Source organism: Veillonella parvula, assembly GCF_024461875.1.
GTDB classification, from domain to species: domain Bacteria; phylum Bacillota; class Negativicutes; order Veillonellales; family Veillonellaceae; genus Veillonella; species Veillonella parvula_I.
This window is the reverse complement of sequence record NZ_JANGAL010000004.1, coordinates 1-19587: the sequence shown is the minus strand read 5'-3', so window position 1 is coordinate 19587 and position 19587 is coordinate 1. Positions and strand designations below refer to the sequence as shown.

The following is a 19587-nucleotide window of genomic DNA, read 5'->3' as shown; positions in this document are numbered from 1 at the left end:
GAGTATTCCAATGGAAGAAATGACATTACGTGTCCCTGTAGCAGTAAAAGCAAAAGTAACAGACGACTTGAAAGCGAAAATTGTATCCGATCTTGAAACTCGCCTTGATATGGTAAATAAAGATTTGGAAGCAATTGAGTTTCAAGCCCAACGTATTTTGGCTGATGCAGCTAAAGTTGATGCTACAAGTCTTACTGCTATTCGTCAACAAATCGACGAAGAAAAAAATAAACGCTTGGCTTTCAAAGAAGAAGTAACAGCTAAATTGAAGGATGCTAAGGAGTTGTCTTTAGGAACTGAAATTCCTCAAGGTACATTAGAGCAAACAGTTACCGTTAAAATCGGGGATGATTTGGATGCCTTGATGGGCGCTGAAATCCTATTAGAAGACGGTAAGATCGTTGCGTTTCGTCAATAATGAAGCATAACGATTTCATCACAATAGGTGTTATCATCGCCCCGCACGGTGTGCGGGGTGATCTTCGTATTATGCCTCAAACCGATTTTCCAGAACGGTTTATGCATATGGATGCCTGTTACATCGATGGTAAAGAATACCACGTTGCATCCGCACGATTTCACAAGCAATTTGTTTTAGCATCTTTTAAGGAAATTCCTGATCGCAATACGGCTGAACTATTCAGTAAGAAAGCAATTCAAGTTCGTCGTGAAGATTTAGTGGAATTGCCAGAAGGTCGTTACTATATTTTTGATATCATTGGTCTTGAGGTACAAGATACTATGGGTAACGTGCTTGGCACAGTTACTGATGTATTACAACCTGGTGCTAATGATGTATATGTGGTCTCCAAAGATGGGGAACCAGATCAATTATTTGCAGCCATTGAAGAGGTCGTTAAAGACATCGATGTGGAAAATAAATTGATGATCGTAGATCCGCCTGAATGGATATAATCCTTTGGGCGGTTTTGTTTTATCTACATATAGGTATATTAGCGTAAAAGTTATATAATATAGCTATATATAGATAATACTAATGGGTTAATGTGAGTTAATAAGTACAGGGGACGGTTTATGCGTATTGATATTGTATCTTTATTTCCAGATTTTTTTGATGCGTTTTTTAATCATTCCATCATAAAACGAGCTATTGAGACAGAACGTCTATCTGTGGGTGTAACGAATCCTCGAGATTTTAGCCATAATAAGCATGGCCAAGTAGATGATACACCATATGGTGGTGGGGCTGGTATGCTTATGATGGCACCTCCTATTTTTGAAGCCGTAGAATCCGTTATTGCTCAATATGATAGTGATATTAATGATATTTATACCACAGATGAGATGTGTGATGAAATGAGTCTTATTGGTAATCCTAATGAAAGTATACGACGTCGTATTATCTTTATGGGACCTACAGGACAGCCTTTCACACAGGAGAAGGCTCGTGAATTGGCTAGCTATGATCAAGTGGTTCTTATTTGTGGTCATTATGAAGGTGTAGATTATCGCGTAGAGAAACATCTTGTAGATGAAACGATTTCTATTGGTGATTATGTATTGACCGGTGGTGAGTTGCCAGCTATGGTAGTTACTGATGCAGTGGCTCGCATGATTCCCGGTGTATTAGGCTCAGCTAGTGGGGCCCAAGAGGATTCTTTTTATGAGCCCCTTTTAGAATGCCCACAATATACAAAACCACCAGAATTTAGAGGTTGGACTGTTCCAGATGTATTGCGTAGTGGTCATCATAAAAATATTGCCGCATGGCGTCAAAAGGAAGCACTAAAAAGAACACGATTATTACGGCCTGATTTATTGGAACGACCATTAACAAAAGAGGAAGTTAAACTGTTAAAAGAAATTATTGCAGAAGAGTCTAGGCTATGAATTTTAAGTGTTATGATGTTGTAGAGATTCAGGGAAAACGATATGTAGTCGGGGAGGTCATTTCTTATCAAGAGTTTATAGTTGATAAAACAATACGTTATGATCTTAATGATGAAAATTATAAAAAAGAACTAGGTGTTTCCAAAGGAGCTCAGTCTTGGACCGAATATGGTCTTATGCCCGTTAATGGGACGGATAAAAAATGGCTTACCATTGTAAACGGTGAAAAAGAATATTGCACTTTTTCTGAAACAGTTTTACGTTCAACCCCTCCTGCAGGATATAGACTACATGATAAAGGTATAGAACGTGTCGTAGCTGTGGAGGGGCAATCGAAGGCTAGAAGTGGCGACGAAGCAGATTATAAAGAATATAGATCAATTAAAAAGGATAAAACCTATGTATTCTTTATTGAGGACTGGCATGGTGGTTTGACGGATCAGGCTCAAGGTGAGAGGATTCGTTTGTCTGATGTACATCGACGGCGAGATCAGGCTGCTCAAGCAGTGAGTAAAAAGATTCGTAATGCAGCGAGGAGAAAAGAATGGACACAATTGGGTCTGAGTTGGGGAATCATTTTATTCTTTTTTGGATATTTGTTTATAGGAGATATGTCTTGGCATGAATTGCGTGATGAAGTAGGCTTCCCATATACCATGGAAGAGCGCATTAAAGATTCCTATTATTATGAACCGCAAGGTACAAAAGACGGTTTGATGGTATATACGTCAAAGCAAGATCCAAATGCAACGGCTATCGATCTTATCGATGCTGTGTATGGCAAGGTTTATACCATTAAACAAGATACTAAGTCCCCTGAGCAGTGGATTGTCATTTATACGACTAAAGATGTATCTGTTATTAGTGTGGTTAATGGCACTACGTATGTTGAAGTGGGGCAATTAAAAAACTTGTCAGATTCGGAGGATACACGATTAGCGACTATTAGAAATGACAGTGAAATATTGTTACGATATGCGTATATGGTGGAGTTAAAGAATAAGCAGGGTCGTAAGACGTTATCAAATATAATAAAAGATTGATATAGTATTGATTTCAGTTACGAAATCAAACGAAGGAATATTATATGTATGAACCAAGTAAGAATACTGTTTACATAGCCATAGCCTTTACATCTATAGCAGCTTTAGTAGGCGCTTATTCGTATTGGGACGATGTTAGCTATGCTCTATGTGATGTGGTCAAACCAGAATTAAATAATGGTGAAGTACGGCTCGTTGATGATGAAGGTAAAAGCTATACCTTGATTAATCACGGTGATGGAAAAGAAACTGCGCTCTATGATGATGCAGAAAAATCTGTTACCTTTCATCGTGATGAGAAAGGCAATATTATATGGGATGCAGGCTTAGCCAGTTTGATTCCAACTTTGGCGGTAGGTTACTATGCGTTTCATGGCTTTTCAGCTCCAACGGCATATATGGATGCACCCAGTATGACCTATCGTGCTACATCGCCACTTACATCTTTTGATGCAAATACAGGAGCTAGCAAATCTAATAGTGCAAGAGTGGCTAGGACTATTAATGAGATGACTAGAAATCGTTACAATACTAAAACGAGTAGTCGGGCACATAGAATTGGTGAAAAGTATGGCTTTGGTAGTGTAGGGGCTCGAACTTCGAGCGGTGCCTCTTAATGAAAGGATGAACAATGAAATCCTATATTGATGAGCTTGATAGAAATATATTTAATTTCGTGGAATATGAAGGGTATGATGATCGTTATCCGTCATTATCTATGCAGGCCTTTTCATCCGACTTTTACGATGAAATTCGTCATGTTTCACGTAGATTATTTCAAATATTTTGTAAAGCTGCAAAAGTATTTCAAATGGCCCCAGATGATTTTGCACGAAACATGGATATGCCAGACAATTTAATTCCTTATTTACATAAGTCGAATGCCTTAGGGTTACCGACCTGGTTATCTCGCTTTGATTTTGTTCTCGATGTAAATGGCAATTTGCGCATGGTAGAACTTAATGCAGATACGCCGTGTTTTCTTATTGAGAGCTATTATGCTAATGAAGTTGCAGCTAATTATGTAGGACGAAAACATCCTAATAAAGAATGCCGAAAAGAATTACATACATTTTTAAAGCGCATGTATGATGCTGTTTTATCAGCTAAGTATGGTAGAAATCAATATAAGTCTATGCTGGCAAATAGAGAAAGACTACCTAAGGATCCCTTTGTATTCTCCTGCTTTCATGATTATTTTGAAGACTACGGTACAACACAATTCCTTATGAAGGAATTAAAAACAGCCTGTCCTGAGGCAGACACGCGATTCATATCCTTTTATGATATGAAGATTGATGATGAGGGCATTCCTTTAGCTGATTGTAGTCATGCGACTCTATTGTATCGATTGCATCCTATGGAACTTTTAATTGATGAACAAACACCAGATAATGAACCTTTGGGTGAGATGTTTTTAGATCTTTACGAGGAGAATAGATTTGCTCTTTTTAATCCGCCAGAGGCAATTATTTTACAAAACAAATCATTTATGTCTTTAGTGTATGCGTTGTATTTAACAGATCAATTTTTTACGAAACCAGATCGAGATATCATCGAGCGTTATTTGGCACCATCCTATTTTGAAAATGATTTTTCCTCTCTTGATGATGGCCTTTATATTCAAAAGGAGATTTGGGGGCGTGAAGGAAAGCATGTACAAGTTGTTCAAAAGCGTGGTGATACATCTGAGCTTTACATGGAAAAGCTAGTTGATAACTATGACGATATCATTTGTCGTGATAGTAAAAAGGTTATGTATCAAGATTTTATACAGCAGAAACGTTTTACTCATACAGTGGATTGTGGAGTGAAAGATGGATTTTTAACCTTATCCTGTTTTATGCTTGGTGATCAAGCTTCCGCGGTAGGATGCCGTTTTTCTCCGGAAGAGATAGCTGGTACAGAAGCATACTTTGTACCATTATTAATAGAGTAAGCGAAATACTATGAAATTTGTGACCATATAGTATGGGCAAACGAATGATAATAGGTGTATTTAGCAGCAGTCGTGCTTATGTCTACTTTAGCGAGGGTGTGTATGGAGTTTAATTGTTATGATGTCTTAGAGGTTCATGGCAGCCGCTATGTAATCACTGAGAAAATTAAATACATAGAGATTATTCCAAAAGCAGATAAGGAACAATCCTATAGGGGTCAGCCGTCTATGACAAAATCACCAGGTGATTATTGACATGAATATGGACTGGAGGCTGTTGAGGGAATTGATAAGATATGGTTAACTATTGAGTATAATGATAATGAATGGTGTACCGTATCTAGAACATCCTATCATACACGGCCAGGTAAGGGTTTTACATTACATCAAATCGGATTAGAAAAGGTTGTCGATGTCGATGGTGAAAGTGGTGCCTCCGTAGGGGACCGCGCAGGATATCGAGAATATCAGCTGCCTTGTGAAGGTGGTGCTAGTGTATTCTTTGAAGAAGAGTGGTTTGAAGGTAAGAAAATGTTTGCCGAAGGGTCACGAGTGCCTTTAGTGAATATTCGCCTTTGTAATGATGCAGCCGCTCAAGCCATTAAGCAAAAGATGCGTAACAAATTTATGAAAAAGAGGTTTGGATCTATTGCTGTTGGTGTGGGGTATACTGTACTATTTTTACTATTTCTGTTTTGGTCGGACAATGATTTGTCTTGGCATAGTATACGCGCTATGTTTGGAGTGCCTTATACGGCAAAAGAACATATGCATGACACATCTGCATATTATACAAAAACAGATTCAGATAGTGACTATGTATACACGTCTACACTAGATCCTGTTAGCACCGCATTAGACTTGATTGATTCTGTGAATGGTGATATTAAGAATGAGCGGGATAACTTAGAAGAGGGACATGAAGTTATTGTATTTTATTCTGGGGACTTGGTGTATATCATTACCAATACGGATGGACAAACTAAGGTTAAGGTATGTGAACAATCAAAATTGACACAAGAGGATTGGAAAATTATTGATCGTACATTAATCAGCTCTCATATACTCGATAACTATGCGACCATGGTTCGCCTAGGGGATAATACGGGACGCGAACGATTGTATCCTACTACCAATTCAGGCAACACATCCAATACAAAATTATATTATTAGGAGGCTTATTATGATTTATATACCAGATGTATTATTGACAATTTTTTATGCTTGCTTTGGCATTATACTGATGTTAACGGCGAATACGGTTATCGATTTCTTCGTACCTGGTAAATTTAGTGAAGAAATTAAGCGTGGTAATTGTGCTGTGGCGTGGCTTTCAGCGGGATCATTTATCGGTATCGGTGAAATTTTGCGCGCTGTTATCATGTCACCAGCCGTGACTACAGCTGATACTTCCTTGTTACATGGTATCGTAGCCAGTGTTATATATGCTGTGCTTGGTATTATATTATTTGTGACAGGCTATATGTTTATCAATATTTGGCATCGTAAATATAAATTGTCCGAAGAAATTATACGCGGTAATACAGCGGCAGGCATTCTTGTGTTTGGCATCTTCGTAGGTCTTGCCCTTGTTATTAGCGGTGCTGTGCACTAAGGGAGTGTTCTATGTATAAGCCAAGTAAGAAAACCATATACCTTACAGGTGCTTTCGCTGCCGTTGCTGGTCTTGTAGGTGTATATTCCTACTGGAATGATATCTCCTATGCTGTGTGCGACAAGGTTTACCCAGAAGCAAATGAAGGGGAGGTTCGATTAAAGGATAACCAAGGAAACCGATATTCTTTATTAAATCATGGTGATGGTAAAGAAACAGCCTTATACGACGATAATCGATCCGTTACCTTTCACCGAGATAATAGTGGCAATTTGGTGTGGGATGCGGGGCTAGCAGGGCTCTTACCAAGTATTGCTGCAGGATATTATATATTTCACGGTTTTAATCCACCTATTGCACGCATGGATGGACGAACCATGACATATCGCATAGCAGCACCATTACAAACGTATGAGGAGCCCTATGTATATACCGCATCAGGGTCAAATGTACATAGCGCTATGGGGCGGAGCTTTTATAGAACTTATGAACGCAATAGAAGTAAAAAGGCGTCTTCCATAGGACAGAAGTCTGGATTTGGTAGTGCTGGCGCACGGTCTAGTGCTTCGTAATGGATATGATGGCAATGCATATTAATGAAGGTTAGTTTAGAATTTAGGAGATATAGTATTGGCTAATTTATATATTGGACTTGTTCATTATCCGATTATGAACAAGCATAAAGAGGTCATTACGGCGGCCATTACAAATTATGATATTCATGATATTGCACGAGCGTCTATTACCTATGATGTGTCTAAATATTTTGTAATTCATAATATACCGGCTCAACGAGAGTTAGCAGCCACTATTATGGAACATTGGAAGTCAGGCTTTGGTAGCACCTATAATCCGGACAGAAAAGATGCTTTCACAGGCGTTGAACTCGTTAATTCTATCGCTGTTGCGGTGCGTACTATCGAGGAACTGGAAGGGGTAAAACCTATCGTAGCAACTACCGATGCTAGAACTTATGATAATACAATTTCCTATGCACGGATGCGTGAACACCTTGAAAATGAGGGGCGCCCTGTGTTAGTATTATTTGGTACCGGTTATGGTATGACAAAAGAAACGATGGAAAGCTTTGACTATATTTTAGAACCTATATATGGCCATGGTGAATACAATCATTTATCCGTGCGTAGTGCCGTATCAATCATCTTAGATCGGCTGCGGGGCGAAGCATGGTGGAATAAATAGGAGGCGTCTATGTCAGGACATTCTAAATGGGCAAATATTAAACATAAAAAAGGTAAAACCGATGCATTAAAAGCTAAATTGGCTACAAAAATCGGTCGTGAAATTACCGTTGCAGCACGCATGGGTGGTGCAGATCCAACTGGTAATATGCGCTTGAAATTGGCTTTGCAAAAAGCTCGTGAAAATAATATACCTAAGGATAATATTCAACGTGCTATCGACAAAGGCATCGGTGCTACGGACATGAATGCATACGAGGAAATCGTATACGAAGGTTATGGTCCTGCAGGTGTTGCCGTTACCGTTGAGGTGATGACCGACAATCGTAATCGTGCTGCTGCAGACGTGCGCCATGCATTCTCTAAACAAGGTGGTAATCTTGGTGAAAGCGGCTGTGTAGGCTGGATGTTCAAATCTAAAGGCGTATTCGTTATCGATAAAGAGGGTCATGATGAAGACGAAGTAACAATGCTCGCTCTCGAAGCTGGTGCAGAAGATCTTAAGTCTGAAGATGATGTGTTTGAAATTTATACAACACCAGAGGATTTTGATGCTGTAGAAGCAGCGCTTGCTGATGCGGGTATCGAAACTGTAGTAGCTAAAATTACAATGGTTCCAGATACAACGATTGAGTTAACTGGTGATGATGCTGTAAAAATGCAGAAAATGCTCGACGTATTGGATGATCTTGATGATGTACAAAACGTATATCACAACGGTATTTTGCCAGACGATGAAGAATAAATAAACAGGGGCACTCTATGGGTGCTCCTTTTCTATTGATGAATTAAATTGGAAAGTTTTGTAAAAAGTTAAGAAAAGTAATAGATTTCTTATATTAATTATACGGGAATTCATGAATTTCGATGTGATATTGTGCTATAATAAAATAGATTATGTAATGGAGGTAGGCGATAGCTTATCTCATTTTTAAACTAAGGGGGTTGGGGTGCGCATTATAGGAATTGATCCAGGCACGGCTATATGCGGATACGGCATTATTGACGTGAAGGGCAGCAAACTAACACCAGTAGCCTATGGGGCTATTACAACTCCTAAGGAATTAACTGATTCGCAGCGATTGGAAATTCTATTCAATGATCTTAGCGATCTTTTAGAGGAATACAAGCCAGATAAGTTTGGAGTAGAGGAATTATTCTTTAACCGCAATGTAACGACAGCCATTAAGGTTGGACAAGCACGAGGTGTCATATTATTGGCCGCCGAGCAACAGCGTATTCCACTCTATGAATATACGCCGCTACAAATCAAGCAAGCGGTCACTGGTTATGGCAAGGCTGATAAGAATCAGGTCATTTATATGACGATGAATATTTTGGGGATTCGTGAGAAAATCAAGCCCGATGATACAGCAGATGCATTGGCAGTTGCTATCTGTACGGCTCATAGTTCTCACAATGATAGATTGAAGAGGTTGGTATAATGATAGGGTATGTACGGGGCATCGTAACACATCTCTTTAAAGAATCGTGCTATGTTGATGTACATGGCGTAGGGTATCGCGTATATGTGCCGACCACTACGCGTCAACAATTGATAGAAGGTCGTGAGGTGACGCTATTCACGTATCTTAATGTACGAGAAGATGCGATGCAACTCTACGGCTTTTGGACGGAAGAGGAATATGAGTTGTTTATACTGCTCATTTCTGTTTCCGGTATCGGTCCCAAGGTGGGGCTTGGCATTTTGTCAGGCATGACACCAGAGGCTTTTAAATTAGCGGTTATCAATGGACAGGTGCAACAATTAACTAAGTTACCTGGCATTGGTAAGAAGTCTGCGGAGCGACTTGTTTTAGAACTGAAGGATAAGATTGCTAAGATGACACATATTTCTGCAGAATCACCTGCGGCTATTCAGCCTATTGGTGTCACTGCTAGTGGTGCCGCAGGGGAGGCTATTGAAGCTCTCGTATCATTAGGATACTCCGAGCGAGATGTGGCTGATATTGTTGAGTCTTTAGATGATGGTAAGCGTGATGTATCTGAGTTGATTAAAGTCAGCTTGATTGAGCTTGGGAAAGGACGATAAGGATGAATGAAGAAGTACGCCTTGTCGGCAATGGCGAGCACGAAGAGGATATATGGCAATATAGCCTTCGACCTAAGTTCTTTAATGAGTATGTAGGGCAAGAAGAGGCTAAAGGCAATCTAAATGTGTATATTCAGGCTGCAAAGCAACGTGGTGAAGCATTGGATCACGTGCTTCTCTATGGGCCTCCAGGTCTTGGTAAGACAACATTAGCAGGGATTATTGCGAATGAATTGGGTGTTAATTTTCGCATAACTTCTGGTCCTGCTATTGAAAAGTCTGGTGATTTGGCTGCGATTTTAACAAATTTAGATGATCATGATGTATTATTTATCGATGAGATTCATCGCTTGTCTCGTAGCGTAGAGGAAGTGTTGTACTCTGCTATGGAAGATTATGCTATTGATATTATCATCGGTAAGGGCCCAAGTGCTCGAACTGTGCGTATTGACTTGCCAAAATTTACTTTGGTAGGTGCCACGACTCGAGCGGGTGCTTTGGCAGCTCCATTACGGGACCGATTTGGTATTATTAATCGGTTGGAATATTATAAACAGCCAGAGTTAGAATTTATTGTGTCTCGAGCCGCAGAAATACTTAATATTGGTATTGTGCCGACTGGGGCAAGCGAAATTGCGCGTCGTTCAAGAGGAACACCGCGTATCGCAAATCGTCTGCTTAAACGGGTACGCGACTTTGCACAAGTCATTGGTGATGGGGTTATCACTCAAGAAATTGCAGATGAAGCATTACAACGTTTATATGTAGATAAAATGGGACTTGATCGAATTGATCGACGTGTGTTGGAATGTATTATTGAAAAATATGATGGCGGTCCTGTAGGGATTGATACCATTGCGGCGGCCATCAGCGAAGAGAGAGATACCATCGAAGATGTGTATGAACCATATTTGATGCAATTAGGATTTTTAGGACGCACACCGCGTGGGAGGGTAGCTACTAAATTAGCCTATGAGCATTTAGGTATTTCACAGACAGGGAAATAACAATGAAAACAAAACGATTACAATTGATGATAATGGCCACTTTGTTTTTAGGTGTAAACATTGGCGGTGCTTCTATAGCACATGGAGCGATGCTGCAAAATAAAGGTGCAGTGGTAATGAAAAAGCCAACGCCAAAATCAACAGTATCTAATACAACTGTATCGAAAGTAAATACGACGAAGAAATCTAGTTTTCGTCCACTTGCTACTAAACCAGCTGCAAAGCCGGTCGCAATAACTAAAACGGTTTCTAAGTCAACTGTTGCATCTACGATGGCTAAACCTAGTGCAAAACCGGTTAGTGTAGCAAAGCCTGCTACAGCTACAAAGCCGGTAACGCCGGCTAAACCAGTTAGTGCAACAAAATCAACTAGTACTGCGAAATCTAGTACTAATGCAATAGCTGCGAAATCAGTCACTACAGGTAAAGCTACAATGGCTACAAAACCTGCGGCTTCTACTACTGCAAAGCCAGCTACTAAACCTGCAGTTACTGGTGATAAACCTGTAGCACAAAAAAGAGCTACTGAAAAAACTGCTACTAAAAAGGTAGTAAAAACAACGGATGTGAATAGCATTCAAGCCAATACAGCAGTTATTACTCGCAACAAAGTGGGCTCCGTAGTGACGCCTGCTACAGAACGTAAAGAAAACATGCCAAATGTACGTGTTCTACTAGGTAGTCGTAGCTCCGATGCTACTGTTACATCTACAGCTAATATGGTTGTATTGAACAGCGGTAATGGTCAAGTTAGCACAATCAGTGCTAATCGTGGTACATCTATTGGCGTTCGCGGCGGCAAGATTGCTGTAAATGGAAAGGCTATTGATAGTGTGGTTACATTGAAGCCTGCGAATAGTGATGCACCATTCTTGTTCGAAGGTAAAGGTTATCGTGGCGGTTTAACATTACGTGCCAATAATGGAACCATGATGGTCATTAATTCTGTGCCCCTTGAGGATTACCTGTATGGTGTTGTCCCACAAGAGGTAGTACCGTCTTGGCCGGCTGCTGCATTAGAGGCACAAGCCGTAGCAGCTCGTACTTATGCTCTTCATACGATGGAACAAAATAAAGGTAAATTCTACGATGTGAGTAATTCCACGGATCATCAAGTATACAGTGGTGTGAGTGGTGAATCTCAAGCTACCACAAATGCAGTAAATAAAACTAAAGGCGTAGTTATGCTTTATGATCAACGTCCTATTAATGCCTTATTCCATTCTGATGGCGGTGGCTATACAGAGGATAGTGTAAATGTTTGGGGAAGTGATGTGCCATACTTGAAAGGGGTAAAAGACTTTAGTACTGGTACATCTACATCGAATTGGACTGTTACTACCTCTCGTCAAGCTCTTGAAAGTAAACTTAATGCGGCAAGTAAAGGGGTAGGTAAATTGAAGAGCATTCAGTTGACTCCTCTTGGTAAGCCTGGGCAACAAACATCGGACCGCGGTGTATCAGGTCGTATAAAGAGTGCTACTTTCATAGGTACCTCTGGAAAAACTACTGTAGATGGCGATGCATTGCGTAGTATTTTAGGTTTAAAATCTACACTATTTGATTTCTATGTAAATCACAATCCTGCTAAAGGCACGGGAAAGGCATATCATAGCTTTACTGGCAAGAATGATACTGTTTATATTAAAGGCCACGGTTGGGGTCATGGCCTTGGTATGTCTCAATGGGGCGCTGCGGAAATGGCAAAGCGTGCTAATCCTGGAGATACAAATTATTACCAAACTATTTTGCGTCACTACTATAGTGGCATTACATTGAAGAAAATGTACTAATAAGGATTACGATGAAAGTTACAGATTTTGATTATGAATTGCCAGAGGAACTGATTGCTCAGCATCCTGTAGAACCTCGTGATACAGCACGGCTTTTAACCTTAGATAAGGCAAGTGGTGAAGTTAAACATAAAGGGCATTTTTATGATTTGCTAGAAGAACTCCATGAAGGAGATGTGCTTGTATTTAATAATACGAAGGTTATCCCTGCGAGATTATATGGACATCGTCAAGGTTCTGGTGGCAAGGTGGAGGTACTTTTACTCACACCATGTGGTGAAAATCGATGGGAATGCCTTGTTAAACCGGGGAAAAAATGTCCTATCGGGCAAGTTATAGAGTTTGATGACCGCCTGAGAGGGATTGTGATTGATAAGACTGAATTTGGAGGTCGTATCATTGAGTTCACTTGCAATGGTGTGTTTGATGATGTGATTCAAGAAATTGGTGAAATGCCATTACCTCCATACATTCATGAAAAGTTAGAAGATAAAGACCGTTATCAAACGGTATACGCTAAGGAGAAAGGCTCTGCTGCGGCACCAACTGCAGGACTTCACTTTACACCTGACCTCTTAGAAAAGATTAAAGCTAAAGGTGTAGAGCTTGAGTTTGTAACCTTACATGTTGGACTTGGCACCTTTAGACCTGTATCGGCAGAGACTATTGAAGATCATGAGATGCATAGTGAGTTCTTCGTTGTATCTCAAGAAACCGCTGACCGTATTAATGCAGCTAAGAGAAACGGACGCCGTATTATTGCGGTAGGTACTACATCTGTACGTACACTCGAGTCTGCTACGAATGATGATGGTGTATTACAAGGTATGAGTGGTTGGACTCAAATTTTTATCTATCCTGGCTATAAATTTAAGATGATTGATGCGTTGGTAACGAATTTTCACTTGCCTCAATCTACATTGTTAATGTTGATTAGTGCACTAGCTGGTCGTGAACACTGTTTGGCGGCCTACGAAGAAGCTGTTAAAGAACGTTATCGTTTCTTTAGCTTCGGCGATGCTATGTTTATACGTTAGGAGGGACTATGCCGAGTATTACTTATGAATTACAAAAGACATGTCCTCATACGGGGGCACGGGCAGGTTTATTGCATACGCCACATGGTACCTTTCAAACACCGATGTTTATGCCTGTAGGCACGCAAGCGACAGTTAAAACTATGACACCAGAAGAACTAAAGGCTATGGGTTCTCAAGTTATTTTGAGTAATACCTATCATTTATTTCTTCGCCCAGGGCCGGAGCTTATAGAAGAGGCTGGGGGCCTACATAAATTTATGAATTGGGATCAAGCGATTCTTACTGATAGTGGTGGATTCCAAGTGTTTAGTTTAGGCGATATGCGCAAAATTACTGAGGATGGTGTTACATTTAGATCCCACATTGATGGATCAAAACAGTTTCTATCTCCTGAAGTGGCTACAAAGGTACAAGAACAATTAGGTTCTGATATTGCGATGGCTTTTGACGAATGTATTCCGTATCCCGCGGATCATGATTATGCGAAACGCTCTACGGCGCGTACCACGCGTTGGGCGCATCGTTGCCAAGAGTCTCGTAAAGCTCATGACCGCCAAGGCATGTTTGGTATCGTTCAAGGTGGCATGTACAAAGACTTGCGCAAACAAAGTGCGGAAGAACTTGTAGCTATGGATTTTGAAGGTTATAGCATCGGCGGTTTATCCGTTGGGGAACCTCATGATTTAATGAATGAAATCTTAGAATATACTACGCCATTATTGCCAACTAACAAGGCTCGTTATTTGATGGGCGTTGGCACCGCAGATTGTCTGGTAGAAGGTGTAGCACGTGGAGTTGATATGTTTGATTGTGTATATCCAACTCGTGTTGCTCGAAATGGGATGGCCATGACCTGGAATGGTCGCCTTAATATTCGAAATGCTCAATTTGCTCATGATTGGGGCCCTTTAGAAGAAGGTTGCCAATGTTATACATGTAAAAATTATTCCCGTGCATATATTCGTCACTTATATAAGGCAGAAGAGATTTTGGCATTACGCCTTGTAACGTATCATAATCTCTATTTCTTATTAGAGTTTATGCGTCAAATGAGACAAGCTATCTTAGAAGATCGGTTCCCGCAATTTAGAATACAATTTTGGGATAGCTTTAAAAAATAGTAATTAAGTCTAGTCAAATTTATATTAGGTGGCTATACTAGAAAAGAAATACATATTTATTAACCTAGGAGGATAACATGGGAGATATTCAACAAATCTTGCAAACTAGCTGGCCTATTTTGTTAATGGTAGTAATTTTTTACTTTTTACTGTGGCGTCCACAAAAGAAACAACAAAAAGAGCGTGCTAGCTTGTTAGGTAGCTTAAAAAAAGGCCAAAAAATCGTTACTATTGGTGGTATTTATGGCGAAATTGTTGAACTTGATGATGAAAAAGTCAAGGTACAGGTATCTGAAAAAGTTGAATTAACATTTGCTCGTACAGCAGTTGCTAACGTACTGTCTAAGAAAAACAAGGAAGAAAAATAATGAATACAAAGGAAGCAGTGCGCCAGGCGTGTAAGTCTCAGCGCGCTGCTTTATCCGTTGCTGATTGTAGGTCGTGGACGCCGATGTTGACGAATCAAATCGTTAATAGTCCTGAGTATATATCGGCAAAAAACATTATGGCCTATTTGGCGATGCCTAAAGAGGCCAATTTAGACGATGTGATTCGTCATGCTTTAGAACATGATAAATCTGTATACGTTCCAGTATGTACTGATAAGACGACTATGATTGCAGTTCGTCTTAAGTCTCTAGAATCTATCACTCGGGGTGTGTTAAATATACGTATTCCTGCTGAGCCATACGATATTATTGATCCGTGTGACTTGGATTTGATTTTAGTGCCTGGTGCTGGCTTTGACCGTCAAGGTGGTCGCATGGGAATGGGGAATGGGTATTATGATCGATTTCTCAAGGAACTTTCACCAAGTACATTTATGGGCGTATGTTGGACTGTACAATTATGGGAAACACCAATCCCGATGGATGAGCTAGACCAACGAATGAGTAAAATTGTGACAGAGCAAGGCATTATACATTGTGTATAGCAGAAGGGAGCAACTATTTTGAACGGTAAAGCTATTATCAAGTTTTTAGTAGTCATTGCTGCCATCATTGGATTATTTGCGTATTTTATTCAACCATTAGCAGGCTCTTTGAAACAAGGCCTAGACTTGCAAGGTGGTACGCATATCGTATTGGAAGCAGAGGACTCTGCGACTGGTACAGCTGACAATGATGCAGTGGAACGGGCGAAGCAAATCTTAGAACGTCGTATTAATGAAATGGGTTTATCTGAACCATTGGTACAACGTGAAGGTGCTCGTCGTATTATCATTGAATTGCCAGGTGTAAAAGATCCTGACGAAGCGATTAAACGTATCGGTAAAACTGCGGTCTTGGAATTTAAAAACGACCAAGGTCAAACCGTTATGACTGGTGATGACTTAAAAGATGCGAAAGAAGAGTTAGGTCAAAATAAACAACCACTCGTTGCTATTGAATTAAGTGATGAAGGGGCTAAGAAGTTTGCTGATTTAACATCTAAAAATATTGGTCGTCGTATTGCCATTACATTGGATGGTAAAGAATTGACTAATCCTGTAGTACAACAAGCAATTACAGGTGGTAAAGCCACTATCTCTGGTAGTCAAAGTTTAGAAGAAGCTAAAGACTTAGCTATTTTATTACGTTCCGGTGCATTACCTGTTAAAATTAATGTATTAGAAGTGCGTACAGTTGGTCCTTCTTTGGGTCAAGACTCCAAGGATAAATCTGTTGTAGCCTTCAGTGCTGGTATTGCAATGATCATGATTTTCTTGGTTATTTTATATCGTTTTTCTGGTATCGTAGCTAATATTGCATTACTTGTATATGTTATGCTCTTATTGCTCGTATTAGGCAAAGGCTTTAATGCGACTATGACATTGCCAGGTATCGCGGGTATTATCTTGTCTATGGGTGTTGCTGTAGATGCGAACATTCTTATCTTTGAACGTTTTAAAGAAGAGGTGTTCTCTGGTAAGTCCATGCGTGTAGCTATGGAAGCCGGTTTCAGTCGTGCTTTAGCAACAATTACAGATGCGAACGTATCCGTTATTATTACAGCTGGTATCTTAACTATTTTAGGCTCTGGCCCTGTAAAAGGCTTCGCTATCAGCTTAGGCGTAGGCGTTGTTGTAAGTATGTTTACAGCGATTACGGTGAGTCATTTCTTGTTGCGCTTACTTATTGACTGTAACTTTACGAACCATCCATTCTGGTTTGGTGCGAATATCTCTCCAAGCACAAGTGCTGACGCATTTGCACCAAAATCTTTGAAAGGAGGTAAACGCAAATGACATTAGACGTAATTAAGCATCATCGTTGGTGGTTTGCTATTTCCTCCACACTTGTTATTATCAGCTTAATTTCCATATTTACTAAAGGGTTTAACTTTGGTATTGATTATACTGGTGGTACTATTGTTGAAGTTGTATTTGATCAACCTGTAGAGGTTAGTCAAGTTCGTGACGTTCTAAAAGAATATAATCTTGAAAATGCACAAATTCAGCTTTCCGGTGATACTACTGGTGATACAGCTGGCGAAGACGTAATGATTCGTACACGCAATCTTGAGTCTAGTGAAAGTGCAGCTGTTGTTGATTCTTTGACTAAATCTATTGGTAACAATACAGTTAAACGTATTGAAACTGTAGGTGCTGTAATTGGTTCCGAAGTTACAGAACATGCGTTATTAAATCTTGTTATAGCATTCGCAGCATTAGCTCTATATATTTCTTATCGTTTTGAATATAAGGTTGCCATTTCTGCTTTAGTTGCCATTTTTCATGACTTGATCATGGTTCTTGGTGTTTTCTCTTATTTCCAATTAGAGATTGATGCATCCTTCTTAGCTGCCATTCTTACAGTTGTAGGTTACTCTATGAATGAATCCGTAGTAATCTTTGACCGTGTTCGAGAAAATACGCATACTCACAAGCGTTCTGATACATTTGCAGATCTTGCGAATGCATCTATTACACAAAGTATTCATCGTAGTTTCTATACATTGGCAACAGTTATGTTTGCTTGTGTATCCCTTTATTTATTTGGTGGAGATACTACAAAGAACTTTGCTCTTTGCATGATTATCGGCTTTGCTAGCGGTGCGTACTCCTCTATCTGTGTAGCTACTTCCTTGTGGGTTATGTGGAAGAGCCGCAATAAAAATGACGTACGTAATCAATAATAAGTTATAGATTATTATTGTGTTAATGATTAAAGTACAAGAACCTCTCTTGATTTATTTTTAGAGAGGTTCTTTTATTTTGCCATTTTTTATTATGTAAAACGGTATAGGTATATTACAGATAACAGTCATTTTTAACTATATAAAATTTAAAAAGGTTTGTTCTTGAATTCTATAAGATAGAGGCGTAAAATGGCTAGGTGACACGATACAAAAGGGAGATACAAATATGGATTCAAATAGATTATGGAGCCCTGCTTTTACTAATTATGGTATTAGTAGTGGTATTTTATATATGACTCAATATGTTCTCGTAGCGGCATTGCCAATTGTAATCACGTCTGAGCTAGCTGGCAGCGATCTTGATGCGGGCTTAGCGATGTCATATTTTCAAATTGGTACAATTTTATGTAGGATTTTTGCAGGACGATTAATAGATGGTTTTAATAAGCGTATTGTTCTATTAATATCAACAGCCTTGTTTTTCATTATTATGGGATTATTTAATTTTACTACATCCTTAGAGGCTGTTTTCGTACTACGTGGGTTACATGGTGTTGTGTTTGCCCTTGGAACAACTGTAATGGCTACTCTAGCAGTATTAGTATTACCTCCTAGTCGAAAAGGTGAGGGAGTTAATATGTTTGCTATCTTTTCAAATATAGCAATGGTATTAGGACCTGCTATCGGCCTATATGCTTTATCGTCATACGGTAGTATGGCATTGTACATATTTTTAACGGTTATGACTGGATTGGCTATGGTCTTAAGTAATATTATTCCCCTATCAAAAGAGTTAGCATTACCTAAACAATCAACATATAAAGATTGGCATATTTCCCAGTTTATAGAAAATAAAAGTTTACCTTGGGCTTTAATGGGCTTATTTATTGGGTTTACCTATTCTGGTGTTTTAGTTTTTATACCTATAGAACTTAATAGCATGGGGGCAGGAATATGGGGAAGTGCTTTCTTTGCTATTTTTGCGTTGATGATTATTATTAGTCGACCCATAGTAGGAAAAATATATGCTCGATATGGTTCAAAAATTATTATCTATACAGGATTAGGATTATTTATACTAGGTTTATTTGTATTGGGATTGGCTATAACCCCATTAGCTATTCTATTCACCGCTCCATTGTTGGGGTTAGGCTATGGTGCAGCACAACCTGTATTCCAAGCGCTGGCTATACAATCAGCTCCTATTGAGCGTGCGGGTGTATCAACAGCAACATATTTTTTAGCATTAGATATAAGTGTTGGTGCTGGATCAGTTATACTTGCAGTATTAGCTAGTGCGTGGGGCTATCAATATTTATATATGTTCACTGCATTGGTTATGGTGATAGCACTTGCTTTGTATCATATATGGGTAAAAAGATATACTCCTTTAGAACTATAGATATTTTAAGGTAAAAATTGGTAAAGAAGTATTTAACAAGTTAAAATGGGTTTTAATGAGATATTATATATAGAATGTTAAGAAAATGATGAAAGAAAGATGAAAATGATAAGGCGGCAATTTTATATATTGACGTTTATTATATTTATGCTATACTAATACAAGTCATTAGGACACAGCTCAAATGATAAGTATAAAAAACTTCTTAAAAGTTAAAAAAAGCACTTGACGTAATGAGCTTAACTTGATAGAATAATCAAGTCGCCAGTTGATGAAACACTTCGACGAAAGAATGTGTAGACTGGTACAGATCTTTGAAAACTGAACAATGATAGGTAATCAATCGAAATGATTGAACATATGCCAGAGTGCGGGTTTTGACACAGTCAAAACCAACCATA

At 39.3% G+C, this 19587-nt stretch carries 21 protein-coding genes and 1 pseudogene; all 22 read left to right on the top strand.

What is annotated here, in order from left to right:
- Window positions 1-10 precede the first annotated feature (10 nt).
- The 22 genes and pseudogenes from NE668_RS07525 (at window position 11) to NE668_RS07415 (ending at window position 19186) form a co-directional block, all read left to right on the top strand.
- Complete coding sequence (locus tag NE668_RS07525) at window positions 11-418, top strand: YlqD family protein (RefSeq protein ID WP_227037950.1); 408 nt, start codon at window positions 11-13, stop codon at window positions 416-418.
- Window positions 418-915: a ribosome maturation factor RimM gene (gene rimM, locus NE668_RS07520; protein WP_004698509.1), complete on the top strand. Its 498-nt coding sequence runs from the start codon at window positions 418-420 to the stop codon at window positions 913-915. The genes NE668_RS07525 and rimM overlap by 1 nt, the downstream gene beginning before the upstream one ends.
- 120 nt (window positions 916-1035) lie before the next feature.
- Window positions 1036-1851 (top strand): tRNA (guanosine(37)-N1)-methyltransferase TrmD, encoded by an 816-nt coding sequence (gene trmD / locus NE668_RS07515; RefSeq protein WP_227037951.1) that lies wholly within the window; start codon window positions 1036-1038, stop codon window positions 1849-1851.
- Window positions 1848-2894, top strand: a complete 1047-nt coding sequence (locus NE668_RS07510) for a DUF4178 domain-containing protein (RefSeq protein ID WP_227037952.1) — start codon at window positions 1848-1850, stop codon at window positions 2892-2894. Before trmD ends, NE668_RS07510 begins: the two co-directional genes overlap by 4 nt.
- Window positions 2895-2938: 44 nt before the next feature.
- Complete coding sequence (locus tag NE668_RS07505) at window positions 2939-3511, top strand: hypothetical protein (RefSeq protein ID WP_227037953.1); 573 nt, start codon at window positions 2939-2941, stop codon at window positions 3509-3511.
- A 14-nt stretch (window positions 3512-3525) separates the two neighbouring features.
- Window positions 3526-4833, top strand: a complete 1308-nt coding sequence (locus tag NE668_RS07500) for a glutathionylspermidine synthase family protein (protein WP_227037954.1) — start codon at window positions 3526-3528, stop codon at window positions 4831-4833.
- Window positions 4834-4935: 102 nt separating this feature from the next.
- Window positions 4936-6006 (top strand): annotated as a pseudogene (locus NE668_RS10355) (hypothetical protein).
- A gap of 10 nt (window positions 6007-6016) precedes the next feature.
- Window positions 6017-6448, top strand: coding sequence for a DUF350 domain-containing protein (locus tag NE668_RS07485; protein WP_227037957.1), 432 nt, complete (start codon window positions 6017-6019; stop codon window positions 6446-6448).
- An 11-nt stretch (window positions 6449-6459) separates the two neighbouring features.
- Window positions 6460-7020 (top strand): hypothetical protein, encoded by a 561-nt coding sequence (locus tag NE668_RS07480; RefSeq protein ID WP_227037958.1) that lies wholly within the window; start codon window positions 6460-6462, stop codon window positions 7018-7020.
- Between the two features lie 58 nt (window positions 7021-7078).
- Window positions 7079-7651 carry an RNA methyltransferase gene (locus NE668_RS07475; protein ID WP_227037959.1) on the top strand — a complete coding sequence of 191 codons (573 nt, stop codon included), beginning with the start codon at window positions 7079-7081 and terminating at the stop codon, window positions 7649-7651.
- A gap of 9 nt (window positions 7652-7660) precedes the next feature.
- Entirely contained in the window at window positions 7661-8395 is a 735-nt protein-coding gene (locus NE668_RS07470; RefSeq protein ID WP_227037960.1) for a YebC/PmpR family DNA-binding transcriptional regulator, read from the top strand.
- A gap of 205 nt (window positions 8396-8600) precedes the next feature.
- Window positions 8601-9095: a crossover junction endodeoxyribonuclease RuvC gene (gene ruvC, locus NE668_RS07465; RefSeq protein ID WP_221741836.1), complete on the top strand. Its 495-nt coding sequence runs from the start codon at window positions 8601-8603 to the stop codon at window positions 9093-9095.
- Entirely contained in the window at window positions 9095-9703 is a 609-nt protein-coding gene (gene ruvA, locus NE668_RS07460; protein ID WP_227037961.1) for a Holliday junction branch migration protein RuvA, read from the top strand. Before ruvC ends, ruvA begins: the two co-directional genes overlap by 1 nt.
- 2 nt (window positions 9704-9705) lie before the next feature.
- Window positions 9706-10710: a Holliday junction branch migration DNA helicase RuvB gene (gene ruvB / locus NE668_RS07455; protein ID WP_012864112.1), complete on the top strand. Its 1005-nt coding sequence runs from the start codon at window positions 9706-9708 to the stop codon at window positions 10708-10710.
- Window positions 10711-10712: 2 nt separating this feature from the next.
- Complete coding sequence (locus tag NE668_RS07450; protein ID WP_256196449.1) at window positions 10713-12503, top strand: SpoIID/LytB domain-containing protein; 1791 nt, start codon at window positions 10713-10715, stop codon at window positions 12501-12503.
- An 11-nt stretch (window positions 12504-12514) separates the two neighbouring features.
- On the top strand, window positions 12515-13540 hold the full coding sequence (queA, locus tag NE668_RS07445; RefSeq protein ID WP_227037964.1) for a tRNA preQ1(34) S-adenosylmethionine ribosyltransferase-isomerase QueA: 1026 nt from the start codon (window positions 12515-12517) through the stop codon (window positions 13538-13540).
- An 8-nt stretch (window positions 13541-13548) separates the two neighbouring features.
- Window positions 13549-14664 carry a tRNA guanosine(34) transglycosylase Tgt gene (tgt, locus tag NE668_RS07440; protein WP_227037965.1) on the top strand — a complete coding sequence of 372 codons (1116 nt, stop codon included), beginning with the start codon at window positions 13549-13551 and terminating at the stop codon, window positions 14662-14664.
- Between the two features lie 77 nt (window positions 14665-14741).
- Window positions 14742-15032 carry a preprotein translocase subunit YajC gene (gene yajC / locus NE668_RS07435; RefSeq protein ID WP_004695596.1) on the top strand — a complete coding sequence of 97 codons (291 nt, stop codon included), beginning with the start codon at window positions 14742-14744 and terminating at the stop codon, window positions 15030-15032.
- The gene (locus NE668_RS07430; RefSeq protein ID WP_227037966.1) at window positions 15032-15598 is read left to right on the top strand and encodes a 5-formyltetrahydrofolate cyclo-ligase; all 567 of its coding nucleotides are present in this window, start codon (window positions 15032-15034) and stop codon (window positions 15596-15598) included. Before yajC ends, NE668_RS07430 begins: the two co-directional genes overlap by 1 nt.
- An 18-nt stretch (window positions 15599-15616) precedes the next feature.
- Complete coding sequence (gene secD / locus NE668_RS07425) at window positions 15617-16891, top strand: protein translocase subunit SecD (protein ID WP_004695600.1); 1275 nt, start codon at window positions 15617-15619, stop codon at window positions 16889-16891.
- The gene (secF, locus tag NE668_RS07420) at window positions 16888-17781 is read left to right on the top strand and encodes a protein translocase subunit SecF (RefSeq protein WP_004695602.1); all 894 of its coding nucleotides are present in this window, start codon (window positions 16888-16890) and stop codon (window positions 17779-17781) included. Before secD ends, secF begins: the two co-directional genes overlap by 4 nt.
- A gap of 229 nt (window positions 17782-18010) precedes the next feature.
- On the top strand, window positions 18011-19186 hold the full coding sequence (locus NE668_RS07415; RefSeq protein WP_227037967.1) for an MFS transporter: 1176 nt from the start codon (window positions 18011-18013) through the stop codon (window positions 19184-19186).
- Window positions 19187-19587: the final 401 nt, after the last annotated feature.